The sequence below is a fragment of the Pedobacter heparinus DSM 2366 genome, from assembly GCF_000023825.1.
Lineage (GTDB): Bacteria > Bacteroidota > Bacteroidia > Sphingobacteriales > Sphingobacteriaceae > Pedobacter > Pedobacter heparinus.
Genome location: NC_013061.1, coordinates 950585 through 969244 on the forward strand (window position 1 = coordinate 950585; position 18660 = coordinate 969244).

The window sequence follows — 18660 nt, forward strand, 5'->3', positions numbered from 1 at the left end:
CAAGTTACTAACATAAAACATCAATTCTACCGTTATTAAGTTATGATGAACCAAGAGGATATTTTCAAAAAAGTAGGGCAGATATTAAACGAACTTCAGGATCAGTACGAGTTTTTAGCTCAAAATCCGAAGCAACTCAATGAATTAGAACTGGAGCTCTTTCTGGCGAATGCAAACTTTTTATCAGATCATGTTCAGATAGTAAGAAAAATTAATAGCAATAAAGTAATAAAAGCAATTCCTGAGCATACGGCTGCTGAGGTTAAAGAAGAACCTCAGCAGAAGGTTGAAAATGAGATTTCTTTACCTGAACCTGTAACAGCAACAGAAGAAGTACCTGTGCAGGAGGCTGAAGAAATTGTTGAAGAGGTTTATGAAGAAACACGGGAACCTTTAAAGTTTGAATTTATATTAAGTGAAACACCGGAGACCGATAAGTTTGAGTTTGAAGAGAAACCAGTTGATGCTATTTTTGACAGGCCCTTAAGTAAAGAAGAAGAACAGATCATTGCGCAAAAACAACAGCAGATGTACAGCCGGGTTGAGCCGCATACAGAAAAAGAACCTGAACTTTTCCCGGCATCAGGAAAACCTGAACCCATAACAGAACTGATACCCGATAAGGTTGAGGAAAAAATTGTGCTCCCGGTTACACCAGAACCCTTAATGGATCAGGCAGCAGAAAAAATAATTGAACCCAATCCGGTAAAACCGACTTTAAACGATCTGCTGGCGGGTAAAAATCACCAGCCTGCCAGTTTTAATGAGGGCAGCAGCAAGCCGCCGATAACTGATCTGAAACAGGCCATCAACCTTAATGAGAAGTTATTATATATTAAAGATCTTTTTAATGGCTATAACCTTGCTTATGCAGAGGCCATTGAACTGATCAATAAAATGCCTGATTTTAAAACGGCCGATGCTTTTTTAAAGAATAACTATGCCGTTAAAAACAACTGGGCGGCAAAACAAGGCACTGTTGATCAGTTTTATGAACTGCTGAACCAGCGTTTTCCTTCTAAATAAAACCCATCCTGTTTGAATCAAGTTTCAGGAAGATAAAGAGCAATACGGTAAAACTCCATAATGAAGAACCCCCATAACTGATAAAGGGCAGGGGAATCCCTATTACAGGTACAATTCCAATGGTCATACCGATGTTGATGAATACATGGAAAAAGATAATGCAGGCTACGCAGTATCCGTAAACACGTGAGAAGGTAGAACGTTGCCTTTCTGCCAGGTTGATGATCCTCAACAGCATAAACAGGTATAAGGCAATCACAACGAAGCAACCTGCAAACCCCCATTCTTCCCCGATAGTAGAAAAAATAAAGTCTGTACTTTGCTCAGGTACATAACCATATTTGGTTTGCGTACCTTCTAAAAATCCACGGCCGGTAAGCTGTCCTGAACCAATGGCTATTTTTGACTGGTTTACGTTATATCCTGCCCCACGTGGATCAGTTTTAAGGCCAAGTATCAATTCGATCCTTGTACGCTGGTGCGGTTGCAATACATTCTCGAACATTAATTTGGCAATAAACAGATAGCCTATTGCCGCAAGGGTAATTACACCGATGGTAATCATCCTTTGCTGTTTTCTTTTGTTAAAATAAATGAACAGGCCGCCAATAGCCAGAATGGCAGAGATCAGTATCCAGGGGGTAAGGAAAAGGTTAAGAATAAACAACAATACCATTCCCCAGAAAATCACCAGCAGATAGCCTGGTAAGCCTTCACGATAAAGCGGAAACATAAACGATAAGAATACCAGCATAGAGCCTGCATCCGGTTGCAGCATAATAAGGCACATGGGCAAAATAATAATTATTGCAGCCATCAGCACTGGTTTCAGGGTGGTGAGTTTTGGGCTAAAGGAGCTGATATACCTGGCCAGCAGCAGGGCTGTGCCAAATTTGGCCAGCTCAGAGGGCTGTAACCTAAAAGAGCCCAGTGGGATCCAGGCCTGGTTGCCACCCACATTGCGGCCTACAACCAGTACTATAAGCAGCAATAGCATGGTAACCCCATAAATGATGGGCGAGAAAACACTGAAAAATTTGGCATCAAGCAGTAATATAGATAAACCCAGTATCAGGCCGGTGATGATAAAAATAAGCTGTTTGCCATAGTTGGACGCGAAGTTGAATGTGGCCGACTCATCAGGGTTAAATACTGAAGCATAAATGTTTACAAAACCAATTGCACACAATGCGATATAGATCAGAACGGTTACCCAGTCTACATTAAAAAAGAACCTGTTGCTTTGCTGATTGCTCATTTTGTAGTGGGTTTGTTTACCGTTTTTTCTGTTGATTTATTGTCTGGCTTTATTACCTGCGGAATTATTTTTAATGTCGAGTCGGTTGTATCTACTTTGGGTTTTACCTTTGGCTTAGGCGGTACCGGAAGGATCACCTGTTTTTTCATCCATTCTACCTGGGCCAGTTTATTTTTAGGCAGGCTTCCTTTCAGGTATTGTTCTGCAATATAGCTGGCTATGGGGGCAGCGTAAGTGCTGCCATAACCAGCATTTTCCACAATTACGGCAATCGCAATTTTTGGATTGTCCCGCGGGGCAAAACCAATAAATACAGAGTGGTTTTTACCACGTGGATTTTGTACCGTTCCGGTTTTACCACACATCAGAATGCCTTCGATCCTCGATTGGATAGCGGTTCCCCATGGTGCATTTACAGCATCCTGCATACCATCAATTACAGGGTCAAAATGTACCGCATCCACATCTACGTAATTCTTTTTGACGTATTCTTTTTTGATCACCTTGTCTTTACCGATGGCTTTTACCAGGTGGGGTTTAATGTAATAGCCCCTGTTGGCGATAATGGCCATAATATTGGCCATTTGTAGTGGGGTAGCATCCATTTCTCCCTGTCCTATGGCCAGGGAAATCACTGTGCCAAAGTTCCAGTATTTACTGTATTTTTTAGAATAATAGGCGGCGTCGTATAAACGTCCAGCACGTTCAGATGGCAGGTCTATCCCTGATTTTTCGCCCAGACCAAATTTTCTGACCTTCTTTTGCCAGTCGTCATAGGCAAGCTTCTGGTTTGCGTATTTCCGCTGTGTAATCAGCTTTTGAAACACATAGCAGGCATAAGTGTTACAGGATCTGGCAAGCCCCCTTCGCAAAGCGATATTGCCATCTACGTGCTCACATTTTACTGTGTGGTTCCCTACGCGGAAATATCCGGGACAGTTGAATGTGGTGTTTGGGTCTATAACACCTTCCTGCAGACCGATCAAAGCGTCCAAAGGTTTGAAAGAAGATCCAGGTGAATAGTAACCTTGTATCGGACGTATGGTGAAAGGTCTGTTCGGTGCAACCAATATTTTCATATAATTATTGCCTGATTGTCTACCTACCATCAGGTTGGGGTCGTAACTCGGACTGCTTACAAAAGCCAGGATTTCCCCGGATGCTGGTTCTATGGCTACAATGCTGCCCACTTTATTGTGCATCAGCTCTTCACCAAGCTTCTGGAGCTTAAGGTCGAGAGAAGAGATGAGCCTGTCGCCAGACACCGCTGCAGTATCAAACCGGCCCTCTGCGTAGCTTCCCTTAGGAACATTCCGGGCATCGTACAGCATGTTAACCACGCCCCTTTCTCCCCTTAACAAAGTCTCGTACGATTTTTCTACTCCTGATTTACCAATGTAATCACCAGAGCGGTAATAGCCTTCAGAGTTTTGAATGTCGGTAGAAGATACTTCTTTAATATACCCAAGGAAATGGGCGGCTACACTATCAGGATAATGCCTGATCGTTCTGCTTTGTACAAAAAAACCGGGAAACCTGGAAAGCTGTTCCGATAAAGTGGCATAAGTTTCGACGGATAATTGCCGCTCAAAAATGCCTGGCTGATACCTCGATTGGTTGGAAACTTTTTTCAGGTTTTTTCTGAAAGCGACCGTATCTATACCTATAATATTGCACAGCGCTAATGTATCCATTTCCTTTACCTGGTTGGGAATCACCATTAAATCGTATACAGCTTCATTCTGGGCCAGTGGTTTTTCATTACGATCAAATATTACCCCCCGTGCCGGAAAAGTATAGATCTTGCGCAGTACGTTAAATTCTGCAGAAAGAAAATATTTATCACTCGCTATCTGAATATAAAACAGGGTACCCAGCAAGATTAAACCAATGGCAATGAATAAACCCTGTATTACATATTTACGGCCAAACAGATTATCCATCAGCGCATCTTTCTGTTATAGAATATGAATTCTATCAATACAACACTAAACAAGGTAAATATACTGCTAAACAAGCACCTGATCAAGGTGTAAGAGAACTCTGCCAGTCTGAATGTTTCTAAAAAGAACAGCACCAGGTGGTGGGAAAAAGTGCAGAGCAGGGCATAGATGATAAACCATTTAAAGCCCATGTTACCTAAAGTTGGTTCAGGCTCATCAAAGCCATCTCGGTTTACGGTTACTGATATGAACAGGATGCGTACAAAGGCCAGAGCTATGCAGGCAGCAGTATGAACACCAAGGGTATCGTAAAAAGCATCCAGTGCAAGGCCGGTTATAAAGGCAATCAGGTACAGCAGGAGGTTAGGGATACCAAAGGGCAGCAATAATAAAAACAGGATGTATACAAAGGGTGTAGCGATGTTGTAAAAGCTCAGGTTCCTCAGCAACAGGATCTGAATTAAAAGGAGTACAAACCACCTGACTATGTTTACCAATACTAATTTACTATTCATTTGGCAATTTTGCTTCTAATTCTTTCTGTTCTGCGGCATATTTATCAAGAATTACGTACACATATTGTAAGGTACTAAAATCGTTGAAAAGTTTAATTTCTACGGACATAAAATTATCACCCGTTGGTACTGCTGTATTGGTCACTATTCCTACCGGGATCCCCGGAGGAAAAGATGAAAAACCGGAAGTTACAATGGTATCTTTCAGGTTTACCTTAAAATGATTGGGTACCTCTTTTACATAAGCCTTTGTAAAATCGGAATTGCCAATGCCCCAAACCAATGAGCCAAGGGCATTATTACTTTTTATATTTACACTTATTTTGGTATCCTTGTGCAGTAGGGAACGTACTGTTGCCAGGTGTTCCGAAACATCCATTATAAAGCCCACTACCCCTTTGCCCGGCGATATTACCGGCATATTGCGTGCAATCCCATCTGCGGTACCTTTATTGATAGTGATGACGTTGTTTCTGAGTGTAATGGAATTCTTAATTACCCTGGCCGACAAATAGGTGTATTGCGGATTATTTAGCGTATCCTTAACGGTAATTTTTTTAGCGCTGTCTATACTTTTGAGTGTAAGCAGTTCTGTTTTCAGCTTTGCATTTTCCTGAGCAAGACTGTCGTTCACATTTCCCAGGTTAATGTATTTCTTCAGAACATTCAGGTTTTGGTATACCTCGCCAACTACCTCGTTGGTAGAGTTAACAGTTACACTGCGCTGGTAGGCGTTGTTTTTTACGGTAAGGATAATTCCAATTGCAAAAAAGATAATGAATAGAAAAAATGCGTTATATCTGTTTATGAAAATCCAAAGGTTACGCATTTTGATTTACAGTTTAGGCAGTAAAGTTTGGGTTAAACCCAAACTTTACTGCATTAAAAATTTAAAACCGCCAATGTTTTTTAAAGCTATACCTGTTCCGCGTACCACGGCACGAAGCGGATCTTCGGCAACGTGTACGGGCAGTTTGGTTTTAGCCGCTACACGTTTATCTAAACCACGCAGCAATGCTCCACCACCTGTCAGGTAAATACCTGTCTGATAAATATCAGCAGAAAGCTCGGGTGGCGTGATCTCTAAGGCTTTAAGGATAGCTTCTTCAATTTTAGAGATTGATTTATCCAGGCAATGTGCTATTTCGGTATAGGAAACGGTAATCTGCTTAGGCACACCAGTCATCAGGTCACGACCTTGAACGGCAAAATCTGCCGGTGGATCTGCCAGTTCAGGCAATGCAGCACCAACCTCTATTTTAATTTTTTCGGCAGTCCGGTCGCCAATCATGATGTTGTGCTGGCGACGGATGTAATTTACAATATCGGAGTCGAAATTGTCACCCGCAACGCGGATACTCTGGTCGCACACAATACCCGATAAGGCGATAACTGCTATTTCAGTAGTACCACCACCTATATCGATGATCATGTTTCCCATTGGTTCTTCTACATCAATCCCTATGCCTACTGCAGCAGCCATAGGCTCATGGATCAGGTAAACCTCTTTGGCACCGGCAATCTCTGCCGAGTCCCTTACCGCGCGCTTTTCAACTTCTGTAATTCCTGAAGGGATACAGATTACCATTCTCAGCGAAGGGAACATCCAGCCTTTACCACCGTTTAGCATCCTGATCATTCCTTTGATCATGGCTTCAGCAGCATTGAAATCTGCTATCACGCCATCTTTAAGCGGACGGACGGTACGGATATTATCATGGGTCTTACCTTCCATCTGCATGGCCTGCCGGCCAATTGCAATAATTTTATTTGTCTGTCTGTCAAAAGCAACTATTGAAGGTTCATCAACTACTACTTTGTCATTATGTATAATCAAGGTGTTTGCCGTGCCTAAATCGATAGCAACCTCTTGTGTAAACCAATTAAATAAACCCATTTATAGGTGATAATTTAAGTATTAATAATTCTGTGTACTATAGTAATGTAAAACTACGGCTTTTTATTGTATTCGTGGATAAATAAATTAGTGTTTAAAATGTCTTACACCTGTAGTAACCATGGCAATTCCTTTTTCATTGGCCATATTTACAGAATCGGCATCTTTAATAGAACCACCCGGCTGTAAAATGGCAGTAATCCCTGCTTCGGAAGCAATTTCTACACAATCAGGGAAAGGAAAAAAGGCATCCGAGGCCATAACTGAACCTTTCAGGTCAAAGCCAAAGGCATCGGCCTTAACAATAGCCTGCTTTAAAGCATCAACTCTTGAAGTCTGGCCTACACCGCTGGCCAGTAACTGATTGTTTTTAACAAATACAATGGTATTTGATTTGGTATGTTTTACAATTTTATTAGCAAAATAAAGGTCTTTTAATTCCTGTGTGGTCGGCGCCTTATCAGTTACCGGGCTCATTTGTTCAGGGCCTTCAATAATCAGGTCTTTATCCTGCTCAATCACGCCGTTCAATAAAGTCTTGAACTGTTTTTTGCTCAGTTCAACATCATTACGCTGCAAGATCACCCTGTTCTTTTTAGCGCGGAACAGCTCAATTGCTTCAGGTTGGTAAGATGGGGCGATCAATACTTCGAAAAATAATTTATTGATCTCGGTAGCCGTAGCCAGGTCAATTTCCCTGTTGGCGATCAGCACACCGCCAAATGCCGATACCGGATCGCAGGCCAAAGCCACATTCCATGCATCCAGCAGGTTTGGTTTTGAAGCCACACCGCAGGCATTGGTATGTTTTAAGATGGCAAAGGTAGGCTCCTCAAACTCATCAATTAAGGCAACGGCTGCATCTACATCAACCAGGTTGTTGTACGAAAGCTCTTTACCATTCAGTTTGGTAAACATGGCTTCCAGATCACCATAAAACACGCCTTGCTGGTGCGGATTTTCGCCGTATCTTAACGTCTGTGCCTGTGCAATGCTGTGTTTAAATACTGTAAGTGGTTCTTCTGTATTAAAATAATTAAAGATGGCCGTGTCGTAGTTAGAAGAGGTATGGAATGCTTTTTTAGCAAAAGCCTTACGCTGGGCTAAAGTCGTTTCACCATTTTGTGCTTCCAGCTGTTGTTGTAAAGTGGAATAATCATCTTTAGAAGCCAGGATCACCACATCATTAAAGTTCTTGGCTGCAGCCCTGATCAATGAAATGCCGCCTATATCTATTTTTTCGATGATCTCTGATTCAGAACCACCAGCTTTAACAGTTTCTTCAAATGGATAAAGATCTACAATAACCAGATCAATTTCAGGTATTTCATATTGGGCAATCTGCTCCTGGTCCGATCCGAGTGCCCTGCGGTTTAAAATGCCACCAAAAACTTTAGGGTGCAAAGTTTTCACACGTCCTCCTAAAATAGAAGGGTAGCCGGTAAGGTCTTCAACAGCAGTAACAGGTATATCGAGGTCTTTAATAAACTGTTCTGTACCTCCGGTAGAGAATAGCTGTACACCCTGGCTGGCAAGTAAACGAACCAGAGGTTCTAAACCATCTTTATAATAAACTGAAATTAAAGCGTTTTTGATCTTTTTAGATTGACTCATTGGTGAAAAATTTTGAGCCGCAAAATTAAGATTTATTTTTTACTTTTTTATCTTCCTGACAATTGAGTCAATTATACGCGGATAATGCTGATGTTCAAGTTGCTGTCCTTTAAATTTGACCATCTCCAGATTGTCGTCTTTTTCAATTTTATAACGTGCCTGGTAAATGTATTCACCTTCATCATAATTTTCATCCACATAGTGTATGGTAATGCCCCCTTCGGATTCTCCGGCTGCCATCACGGCATGGTGTACATGGTCGCCATACATGCCCTTACCACCATATTTGGGCAACAATGCGGGATGAATGTTGATGATGCGGCCCGGATATTCTGCAATCAGGTTTTTAGGAATCAGCCATAGAAAACCGGCCAGTACAATCAGGTCTATTTCTAAGTTTTTAAGCATATCAATCACGCTGTCTGTTTGATAAAATTCCTTTTTATCAAAAATATGTGAAGGGATCTCAAAGTTATCTGCGCGCTGTAATACATAGGCATCGGGGTTGTTGGTCAGCACAAGTGCAATTTCCACATCAGGACTTTTTTTATAAAGTTCCATAAGTTTTTGAGCATTTGATCCTGATCCTGAGGCAAATATGGCGATGCGCTTTTTCATATAGAGATGGTTTTTAGGCTATATAGCAATAATAGGCCCATTTATTGGTGTCCAAAGATAAAAATTTATCACAATTTGAAATAGTTTTCGGGCTGATTAGGAATTTCCGAAGGTTTGTTGGGCTTTTAAGGGTTAAAAGTACCTTTTATCCCCACAGTATCCCGGCCTTCCATTACCTTAACTGAAAATGGAAAAAACAATCAAATACAAATAAAAGATGGTGGAACACCAGCATTATTGTTAAATTCACAATTATGAAAAAACTAGGTATAACCATTATATTGTGCATCATTTGTGGGACTTGTTTTGCGCAGAAAAAGATACACATCCTGATCATTACCGGGGGACATGGATTTAAGCAGGTACCGTTTTACCAGATGTTTGATTCATTAGGTAGTCATATTAGTTACGATAAACTGGAACAACCGGCAGCCAATGCACTGATCGCCTCAGCAGCTGTCGACAAATATGATGCACTTGTTTTTTATGATATGTACAATTCTATTACTGCATCACAAAAACAGGCTTATCAGCAATTGTTAAAGAAAGGAAAGGCAATGCTATTTCTGCACCATTCTTTGGTATCTTACCAGGATTGGGATGAATTTCAAAAGATCATTGGGGGTAAATATTATGAGCAGGCAACACTTGTAAATGGTGATACCATAAAATCGAGCTACCAGCACGATGTCATTATCCCGGTGAAAATAGAAAGCCCTAAGCACCCTGTTACCAGAGGGCTTAAAGATTTCGAAATCTACGATGAAGTATATGGGCATTTTGGTACGCAGCCAAATATCAGGCCATTGCTTAGTACCACTCATCCGGGGAGTTCCCGTTACATCGCATGGATCAATACTTATGGTCGCACTGATGTCCTGTTTATCCAATTGGGACATGGACCGGAAGCCTTCAAGAATCCCAATTACAGGAAATTGTTAAAGCAGGGTATTGAATGGTCGGTATTGCGGCATAAAAAAAATATGGATTAAACAGTAGGCTGGTTGAAATGCCCACTGCAAATACAAAAAAGGAAATTTTTTGTATAGGGTTTGTTACAGTTGCTGTTTTTCGGCCCAATTTGTTATTTTTATAGGTAATCAATTCTTTAAGCGTATGGAAGATCTAAAAGAAAAAAAGAAAATTCCGGCTTTTCTTAGCAGGATCAGGGCAGAATGGCCGGGAAAGATGAACGTTTTGAGTTTAAGACCGCTACAGTGATCTATGTGTATCTGAAAGAAGGGATCTCGAGCCTGGATTTTTCAGAATCCCTTTCTATGAAAATGGACCGATTGGTTGATTTTAGTATCCCGTTGATTCTTTATCATGTAGAAAGTGATGGATTTAGGTTAAGGTCTCAGCCGGTAAACTGGTATTCTAGTCTGGAGGTTAGAAGGTAGGTATTCCTTTAAACGATACTATTCATTGCTGGCAGCATTTTGTAAATGCCGGGGGGAACGTTGTAAGTGCAACTGTTTATTTAGGAGCAATGGTGCTTGTTTGAATTGTTAAACTGCCTCCAGGTTTAAGCTGAATTTCTTTTTTTACTCCGTTATAGACCAATTGTGTCTTTCCTCCTTTTTTTGAGTGATGGTATATTTTTTTACTGACTTGTTTTGCCACTCCATCTCGATCTCAAAACCTCCGCGGGCACAGATGCCCTTAATTTTTCCGGTATCCCAGGCATCAGGAAGTGCAGGAAGCAGTCTGATCTGGTTTTCGTTTGATTGCACCAGCATCTCGGCTACAGCAGCTGCCCCACCAAAATTTCCATCTATCTGGAAGGGGGGATGTGCATCCAGCAGGTTAGGATAAGTGCCTCCTCCTGTCTTTTTATCAGGGCCCTTATATTGATCAGGATCTACATAGCTCAATAAAGTACGGTACATCTGGTAGGCATGATTTCCATCAAGTAACCGCGCCCAAAGATTGATCCGCCATCCTTTAGACCAACCTGTTGTTTCGTCTCCTTTAATTTGCAGTGTTTTTTTACAGGCATTTGCCAGCTCAGGGGTTAACCCGGGCGTGATATGGTGTCCGGGAAACAGACCAAATAAATGAGACTGATGCCTATGTTTTGGATCGGCATCGTCCCAGTCGTAATACCACTCCTGTAAATTGCCGTTTTTCCCGACCTGATAGGGCTGAAGTTGCCTGAGTGCAGATTCAACTTCCTTTCTGAAAGTGATATCTGTACCTAAAATTTGCGATGCCCTGATGGTTTGCAGGAAACATTCTCTGATCATCGCAAGGTCGGCAGTTCCACCATACAATGTTGAACCTTTAGAACCATCTGCTGTAATAAAGCTCGCTTCCGGTGAGGTTGAGGGTGAGGTGATCAGGTTTCCTTTTTTGTCTTTTACCAACCAGTTCAGGCAAAACCGGGCAGCACCTTTCATCAGGGGGTATGCCTTTTGTTTTAAAAAATTCTTGTCAAGCGTAAATATATAATGCTCCCATAAATGTGTGCTAAGCCAGGTACCGCCCATATTCCAGTTTGCCCAGACCGGATCGCCCTGGCCAAAGCCCCCAACCGGATTGCTCATTGCCCATATATCACTATTGTGGCAAAGTGCCCAGCCCTCAACACCGTAGAATGTTTTTGCCGTTACCTTACCGGTATGGGCCACATGCCCTATAAATTTCATCAATGGTTCATGAAGTTCAGAAAGGTTGGTGTTTTCTGCCAGCCAGTAGTTTTCCTGCAGGTTGATGTTGGTGGTGTAGTTGCTGCTCCAGGGTGGCCTGATGTAAGGGTTCCAGATGCCCTGCAAGTTAGCGGGTACACCGGCTGTTCTGGAGCTGGATATAAGCAGGTAGCGGCCAAACTGAAAATAAAGGATCTCAAGGTTTTTGTCTTCTTTTCCTTCTGCATATCGTTTCAGCCGTTCATCAGTGGGTAGTTCAGGAGCATTTGTTTTTCCCAGATTGAAGCTAACCCGGTTAAAATAATTTTGATAATCGTTGATGTGGGCATGCTTTACGGACTCATAGTTGACTGGGACAACCTTTTTTAAACAGCTGTCGGCCAGTAAGGCATCACTTTTGCCTTCAGTGGCAGGATTTTTATCAAATCCATTAAAACTAGTTTCAATAGCGATGTATAGGATTGCTTCAGTACCATTTTTTAACCCTATAGATCCATGCTGTATAATGACTTGTCCATCTGTATTTTTAATACGGAAAAGACTGCTGAAACGGGTGCCGCGGTTTTCGTCAAACTTTACTGAATTTGCGATGTTGCCCCTATATACAGGTTCTGCATGATAGGGGGCATAACCTTTAACCCTCAGCGTGTTTCCCTGGTTTGTTATTTCAAATTTTAAAAGGCTTTCAAAATCGACATTGAAGCTCAAGGCCCCCTTCTTACTACTGGTAAGTTTTATCATCATTACCCTGGCTGGTTTTGAAATAAAGTATTCTCTTGTAAAAGTGACTCCCGATACATTATATGTTATTTTTGAAAGGGATTTACTGATATCCAGTTCTCGGCGGTACATGGATGCAGAGTCGGTATGGTTAAATTTAATGTGCATAGTACCTAAAGGTGCATAGGACTGGGAGAAAGCGCCCTGTACTTTCCTGTTCAGTTCGTTTGCAAGTTTGTAATTTTCGTTTTTAAGTGCCTCTCTTATTGACGGAATTTGCTTATAAGCCTCAGGGTTCATATATGGATTTACGGGTTCTCCAGACCAAAGGGTTGCATCGTTCAAAAAGATCTTATCAGATTTTATACCTCCAAATACTGCCGCACCAAGCTTGCCATTGCCAAGCACCATAGTTTCTTCAAAAAATTGAGCAGGTTTGTTGTACCAGAGGAGGTGATCAGATTGTGCGGAAGCTGGATTTTCTATTCCAACAAATAAGGTAATTGCTGTAATTATCAGGTGAATCCGATTAATCATCTTCTATAATTTAAGGTATTTTATTGGTCCTATGATCGAAATGGTATAAACCGCTGTTAAAATACCCATTATTACTATAGAACCCAATGCAAAACTGGTACTCATTTCATTTTTAGGTTTGCCGGGGTAAAATCAGGGTGTTTAAATTAGAATGCTTTTGGAAAATATTGCTGATGTTTTGTAAAAATTATAAGATCAAAGAACATTTTACTGTAAAATAAAGTTACTTTGTTTTATACCCATAAATATATTGATCATGGAAACAAACACGCGTAGAAATTTTATTAAAAATACATTAACTGCTTCTTTGGCTGTTGCCATAGGGACACCTGTTCTGTTAGAAGGGGGCACTGCTGCGGCTGCGGGCCTTGCTGCTGAAGAAAAATATACAGGTGCTGCATTGAAGTTTACGCAGCTTCCTTTAAAATATGCATACAATGCTTTAGAGCCTAATATTGATGCGTTAACTATGGAAATTCATTATACCAAGCACCATACGGCTTATATTAAGAATGTAAACGATGCCATTGCAGCTGAAAATATACCTTATGCAACAGAAAAAGAATTTTTTGACAATGCTTCCAAACTTTCGGCCAAGGCACGTAACAATGGTGGTGGTGCCTGGAACCATAATTTCTTTTTTGAAACATTAAAATCAGGCCCTTCGGCCGGCCCGCAGGGAAAACTGAAAGCTGCTATAGATAAAACCTTTGGTTCTTATGATAAATTTAAAGAACAGTTTTCGGCAGCTGCAGCTTCGCGTTTTGGCTCTGGGTGGGCCTGGCTGGTAAATGATAAAGGAACTTTAAAAATTACTTCCACAGCCAATCAGGACAATCCTTTATTTGACAATGCAGAGGTAAAAGGTACACCTTTGCTGGGACTTGATGTTTGGGAACATGCTTACTATTTAAAATATCAGAATAAACGTCCGGATTATATTTCTAACTGGTGGAATGTAGTAGATTGGGATGTAGTAGCAAAAAGGTTAAAATAACATAAGCTAATTTAGCTTCAAACAAAAGGGCTGGGCATTTTTATGTCTGGCCCTTTTGTTTTTACCCTAAGAAAGCCTTGGTTTTTGTCGGTTATGTTTCGGGTTTGTCGAGAAGTTTCGGGAGTTTGTCGTGAGGTTTAGATAGCTGGTATAATGCGACAGAAGAGGCTGAAACGTTTTGCTGTTGATGTGGTCTTAATTACAAACAATTAGGAAAAACCTTAAAACATAAATTATGAAAACCCTTACAAAAACATTATTCGCAACAGTATTCGCAGCAATACTTTTAACCTCTTCATCTATAGCAACCTTAGCTGCAGGTAAAATAGAGCTTGTAAAACCTGCCAAAGGATTTAAAAAAATATGGGTGAGCGGAAACGTTAAAATCATATTGACACAAAGTGAAAAAGAAGGCGTATTTGTAGGTGAGGACTTTAACGCTGAAAAAACATCAGTGTTGAGTAAGGGAGAAACATTATATGTCAATTCTTTCGAGCGTCAGCAGGTGATCATCAGGGTTGCTATGAAAGATCTGCTTAGGATACAGGCGGCGGGAATGGCAGTAGTGGTTACAGATAACAATTTTAATTTAAAATGTTTGCAGGTGATATTAAGCCAGAGTGCTGTTGCAAAAGTAAATGCTGTAACAGGGAGTTTGTACACCAATATAAGTGACGATGCCAAATTAAGAATGAGTGGCACGACAGATCAGCATACTTTAATTGCCAGTAACCCGAAAAATGTGAGGTTTGATAATTTTGTATGTCTGGGTGTAAATCAGCAAGATACACTGCTGGCACTGGCAGTTAAAAGTAGATTGTAATTAGATAAGATGAGTGGATAGAGCGGGTAAGTATAAAGCGGCAGGTGAAAATCTGCCGCTTTTTTATTTTATTGCCATGAATTAATTTTATCTGGATTAATTTTAAATAGTGTTGTTTAGAATTGTTTTAAATAGTAGGTTTGTGCCAATCAAACAATATTCACCATGATAAAAATCATTACCAATTGTATAGCCTTGGTCTTACTTTCTGCAAGTCTGTCCTTTGCACAAACAGGAAATATCAAAGGTTCCGTAAAAACTTCAGATGGAAAGCCAGCTGAACTGGTGACGGTAAACATTAAAGGCACAGGAAAAACAGCGTTGACCGATAAAAGGGGAGCGTATCAGCTAAAGGGCATTAAGCCGGGTACATATAGCTTAATTGCAACATTTATCGGTTTGTTAAAACAGGAACAGACGGTTGAAGTGAGAACCGGTGAAGCAACAGCAGCCGACTTTATCCTGAACGAAAATTCGGATCAGTTGCAAGAAGTGATCATATCTTCAAGAAATGTAAATAAAGTAACAGCTTCGATAGCAAAAATGCCTCTAAAAAACCTGGAAAACCCACAGGTGTATAGTTCTGTTTCTTCAGAAATATTGAAACAACAAGCCATTAGTAACTATGATGATGCGATGCGGAACATCCCTGGGATATCGAGAACGTGGGAATCTACAGGAAGGGGTGGTGATGGCGCCTCTTATTTTGCCTTACGTGGTTTTGAAGCACAGCCAAGCCTGATCAATGGGTTGCCGGGCTTAACCAGCGGTAACCTGGATCCTGCCAGTGTAGAAGATATACAGGTAATGAAAGGCCCTTCAGGTACCTTATTTGGCGCAAGCTTTTATGGCTATGGCGGGATCATCAATACCATTACCAAAAAACCTTATGATCACTTTGGTGGGGAAGTGGCCTACAATTTTGGAAGTTTTGGATTAAACCGGATTACGGCAGACATTAATGCGCCTTTGAGTAAAACGGAAAAAATAGCACTGCGTGTAAACACGGCCTACCATACAGAAAATAGTTTCCAGGATGCAGGGTTTAAAAAATCTTTTTACATTGCGCCGAGTTTAGCTTATGAGGTGAATGACCGGCTTTCTTTTCATGTTTTTACTGAGATTTTGCAAGAAGAAAGGGCAGTTGCACCGGTATTTTTCAACTCCAATAGAGACACTACACTCATTTTTAAAAACCTGAAGGAGTTGAACCTGAACAGGAACCTCTCTTTTACCAGTAATGATGTTGGGATAAAGAATCCGAGGTATAACCTTCAGGGCCAGATGCTGTACAAATTGTCGGATCACTGGACCTCACAAACTGTGATTTCCAGAGGAAATGTAAAATCAGATGGCTATTATACCTATATCTGGGATGACGCATATCTGGAGACAGGAGGTGCCAACAGGGATAATTATTTTGACCAGTATTTCCACAAAGAACAGCAAACTACCAATACCACAGACATACAGCAAAATTTTAATGCTGATTTTAAGATCGGAAACCTGAGAAACCGGCTGTTGATAGGCCTGGATTATTACAGCCGCAATGTGATTGACAATGGCTCTGGATGGGCAGCTGTAAGACAGATTACTCCTCAAAGCAGCGAAGTTGAACTTGATAAAGATGGCCATGAAATTGACCCGGTATTTTTAACCCAGGCGGTGGTAGACAAAGCATTGGCAGAGGCCGGGGGTGGAAGCCACACCAATATTAAAAACAGTATATCTAGTGCTTATGTATCGAACGTGCTTAATTTTACCCCTTCGTTAAGTGTAATGGCTAGCCTTAGGATGGATTATTTTGATTCTAAAGGCGATATCAACAAGCCTAAAGATCCTACAGATGCTTATCACCAGTTGACGCTGTCGCCTAAATTTGGCGTGGTTTTTCAGCCTGTTCTGGATAAGGTATCTGTTTTTGCGAATTATATGAACGCATTTTTTAATGTAAATCCACGTGAAGTATTTGATGATAATAAAGTAAGCCAGGGCGTAAGGTCATTTAAGCCGGAACAGGCCAACCAATGGGAATTTGGTGTGAAAGCCAATCTGTTTGCTGATAAGTTGTTTGCCACTTTCTCTGTATATGACATTAAGGTATCAAACAGGGTTTATGATACGCCCATTACTGCTGTGCAAGGTGGAAAAACAGGAAGTAAAGGTTTTGATTTTGATTTAAGTGCAAATCCTTTTCCTGGTTTTAATGTGATTGCAGGAGTTAGCCATTCGAGCATTAAGGTGCTTAAAGGTAATACAGGTACGCCTACAGATTTTTACAACGAGGTGGGCAGAAGTCCGGGCGGACAAGGCCCTCAGGACCTGGCCAATTTATGGGCCACCTATAAATTTGGCTATGGCAAATTGAAAGACTTTGGTATTGGGTTAGGCGGAAACTATGCCGGGGTATATAAAGTAATAGACAATAGTGTAACGGGAGTTTTTGAATTGCCAGGTTATACCCTGATCAATGCCAGTTTATTTTATAATTCAGATAAATACAGGTTTACTTTTAATATGAACAACCTGACCAACGAAGATTACTATATTGGTTACTGGTCTGTTAACCCGCAGAAACCAAGAAACTTTGCTGCTAGTTTTGCTTACAAGTTTTAATTAGAATATTACATAATCCATGTTCCTATCGTGTACATATGAAAGCTAAAACAATAAAGAAGTGGTTTGATGTTCATAAATGGACCAGTCTGATATGTACGGTCTTTTTGCTCATGCTGTGCCTGACGGGTTTGCCGCTTATATTTTATGAGGAAATTGACCATTTGCTGGGCAGGGAACTGGAATTGCCTGCCGTTGCGCCCGGAACACCGGCAATTTCGAAAGATGTTGTGCTGGAAGAGGCTGTAAAACAGGTGCCCGTAAAGGCGGTGAAGTATGTGTCATGGGACCTGAAGGAGCACCCTGGTCAGATGTTTGTTGTGGTGGCAGACTCAAGTGAGGCACCTGTTCAGGCCGACCATTATTTGACAATGAATGAGTATACGGCAAAGGTAATGGCCACGCCGCCTAATGAAATGGACTTCATGCTGGTGATGTATTACCTCCATGTTGAAATGCTGGCAGGTATACCCGGTAAACTTTTTCTGGGTTTAATGGGCTTACTTTTTATTGTGGCCATCGTTTCGGGTGTGGTGTTATACGGTCCGATCATGAGGCGTTTTGATTTTGGTATGATCCGTACGGAGAAATCATTAAGGTTGAGATGGCTGGACCTGCATAACCTGCTTGGAATTGTAACACTGGCCTGGGCATCGGTTGTAGGGCTTACGGGAGTGATCAATACACTGGTAGATCCGGCACTGGACAGATGGAAGGCAAGTCAGCTTGCTGAAATGGTTGCCGGATACAAGGATAAACCAAAGGTAACAGGCACATTAAGTTCCCTGGATGCAGCTGTTAAAACAGCTAAGGCTGCAGCGCCCGGCATGGATGTGTCTTTTGTAGCTTATCCGGGTACGCTATATTCCAGTAAATATCATTATGCGGTGTACATGACAGGGACTACTCCCTTAACTTCAAGGATCATTAAGCCCGCTTTAATAGATGCCAAAACAGGGGAGCTGACAGCTATTCGTGATCTTCCCTGGTACCTGAAAACAATCTTTATCTCTCAGCCTTTTCATTTTGGCGATTATGGGGGAATGCCTATGAAGGTGCTTTGGGCTATTTTTGATATCGCTACCATTATCGTATTGATTTCAGGGATTTATCTCTGGCTTGCCAGGCGCAAATCGAGGTCCGCACAGCTGAAAAGACTGACGGGGGAATCCGGATCGTTAACTTTATCAACCGTTCATGAAAATGCAGAAAAAAAATAGATCGTTTTTTAAAGTATGGGGTGTCCCTGTTTTGTTGTCGGTGATCACCTTTATAGGTCTGTTGCTGGCTATAATGGGTATAGGCATATGGCATGTTTTTTCATGGACGGCACTAAGTATTCCGGTTTACATCATGGTCAGGTATGGGCTAAGGTTTTTTAAATAGCGGACATGGTATGTTTTTCTACAGACAAAAAAATATTTGCATAATGCTTTTGCATTTTAAAA

16 protein-coding genes are annotated in these 18660 nt (G+C 41.2%); 8 read left to right on the forward strand and 8 right to left on the reverse strand.

From position 1 onward, the window contains the following. The first annotated feature begins 42 nt into the window (after window positions 1-42). Window positions 43-1026 (forward strand): hypothetical protein, encoded by a 984-nt coding sequence (locus tag PHEP_RS04020; protein ID WP_012780971.1) that lies wholly within the window; start codon window positions 43-45, stop codon window positions 1024-1026. Here PHEP_RS04020 and rodA read toward each other — a convergent pair. The 7 genes from rodA to purN form a co-directional block, all read right to left on the reverse strand. Then, on the reverse strand, window positions 1019-2284 hold the full coding sequence (rodA, locus tag PHEP_RS04025; RefSeq protein ID WP_012780972.1) for a rod shape-determining protein RodA: 1266 nt from the start codon (window positions 2282-2284) through the stop codon (window positions 1019-1021). The two genes, PHEP_RS04020 and rodA, sit on opposite strands and share 8 nt — an antisense overlap. Further along, window positions 2281-4227: a penicillin-binding protein 2 gene (gene mrdA / locus PHEP_RS04030; RefSeq protein ID WP_012780973.1), complete on the reverse strand. Its 1947-nt coding sequence runs from the start codon at window positions 4225-4227 to the stop codon at window positions 2281-2283. Before mrdA ends, rodA begins: the two co-directional genes overlap by 4 nt. Then, the gene (locus tag PHEP_RS04035; protein ID WP_012780974.1) at window positions 4227-4742 is read right to left on the reverse strand and encodes a hypothetical protein; all 516 of its coding nucleotides are present in this window, start codon (window positions 4740-4742) and stop codon (window positions 4227-4229) included. Before PHEP_RS04035 ends, mrdA begins: the two co-directional genes overlap by 1 nt. After that, window positions 4735-5571: a rod shape-determining protein MreC gene (gene mreC / locus PHEP_RS04040; protein ID WP_012780975.1), complete on the reverse strand. Its 837-nt coding sequence runs from the start codon at window positions 5569-5571 to the stop codon at window positions 4735-4737. The genes PHEP_RS04035 and mreC overlap by 8 nt, the downstream gene beginning before the upstream one ends. Before the next feature lie 45 nt (window positions 5572-5616). After that, window positions 5617-6639 (reverse strand): rod shape-determining protein, encoded by a 1023-nt coding sequence (locus PHEP_RS04045; protein ID WP_012780976.1) that lies wholly within the window; start codon window positions 6637-6639, stop codon window positions 5617-5619. Window positions 6640-6726: 87 nt separating this feature from the next. Beyond that, entirely contained in the window at window positions 6727-8253 is a 1527-nt protein-coding gene (purH, locus tag PHEP_RS04050; RefSeq protein ID WP_012780977.1) for a bifunctional phosphoribosylaminoimidazolecarboxamide formyltransferase/IMP cyclohydrolase, read from the reverse strand. Between the two features lie 39 nt (window positions 8254-8292). Next, window positions 8293-8871 carry a phosphoribosylglycinamide formyltransferase gene (gene purN, locus PHEP_RS04055; protein ID WP_012780978.1) on the reverse strand — a complete coding sequence of 193 codons (579 nt, stop codon included), beginning with the start codon at window positions 8869-8871 and terminating at the stop codon, window positions 8293-8295. Between the two features lie 254 nt (window positions 8872-9125). Here purN and PHEP_RS04060 point away from each other — a divergent pair, with 254 nt between their 5' ends. Further along, window positions 9126-9863 (forward strand): ThuA domain-containing protein, encoded by a 738-nt coding sequence (locus tag PHEP_RS04060; RefSeq protein WP_012780979.1) that lies wholly within the window; start codon window positions 9126-9128, stop codon window positions 9861-9863. A gap of 183 nt (window positions 9864-10046) precedes the next feature. Further along, the gene (locus PHEP_RS04065) at window positions 10047-10271 is read left to right on the forward strand and encodes a hypothetical protein (protein WP_012780980.1); all 225 of its coding nucleotides are present in this window, start codon (window positions 10047-10049) and stop codon (window positions 10269-10271) included. Between the two features lie 144 nt (window positions 10272-10415). Here PHEP_RS04065 and PHEP_RS04070 read toward each other — a convergent pair whose 3' ends face one another. Then, window positions 10416-12776: a glycoside hydrolase family 95 protein gene (locus tag PHEP_RS04070; RefSeq protein WP_012780981.1), complete on the reverse strand. Its 2361-nt coding sequence runs from the start codon at window positions 12774-12776 to the stop codon at window positions 10416-10418. A 256-nt stretch (window positions 12777-13032) separates the two neighbouring features. On the opposite strand from PHEP_RS04070, the gene PHEP_RS04075 reads away from it, so the two are divergent. From PHEP_RS04075 to PHEP_RS04095, 5 genes are all read left to right on the forward strand, one after another. Then, entirely contained in the window at window positions 13033-13773 is a 741-nt protein-coding gene (locus PHEP_RS04075; protein ID WP_012780982.1) for a superoxide dismutase, read from the forward strand. A 235-nt stretch (window positions 13774-14008) separates the two neighbouring features. Continuing rightward, window positions 14009-14596: a GIN domain-containing protein gene (locus tag PHEP_RS04080; protein WP_012780983.1), complete on the forward strand. Its 588-nt coding sequence runs from the start codon at window positions 14009-14011 to the stop codon at window positions 14594-14596. 165 nt (window positions 14597-14761) lie between these two features. Continuing rightward, window positions 14762-17212: a TonB-dependent receptor gene (locus PHEP_RS04085; RefSeq protein WP_012780984.1), complete on the forward strand. Its 2451-nt coding sequence runs from the start codon at window positions 14762-14764 to the stop codon at window positions 17210-17212. A gap of 38 nt (window positions 17213-17250) precedes the next feature. Further along, entirely contained in the window at window positions 17251-18432 is a 1182-nt protein-coding gene (locus PHEP_RS04090; protein WP_012780985.1) for a PepSY-associated TM helix domain-containing protein, read from the forward strand. After that, window positions 18416-18598 carry a hypothetical protein gene (locus PHEP_RS04095; protein WP_012780986.1) on the forward strand — a complete coding sequence of 61 codons (183 nt, stop codon included), beginning with the start codon at window positions 18416-18418 and terminating at the stop codon, window positions 18596-18598. Before PHEP_RS04090 ends, PHEP_RS04095 begins: the two co-directional genes overlap by 17 nt. The last annotated feature ends 62 nt before the right edge of the window (window positions 18599-18660 follow it).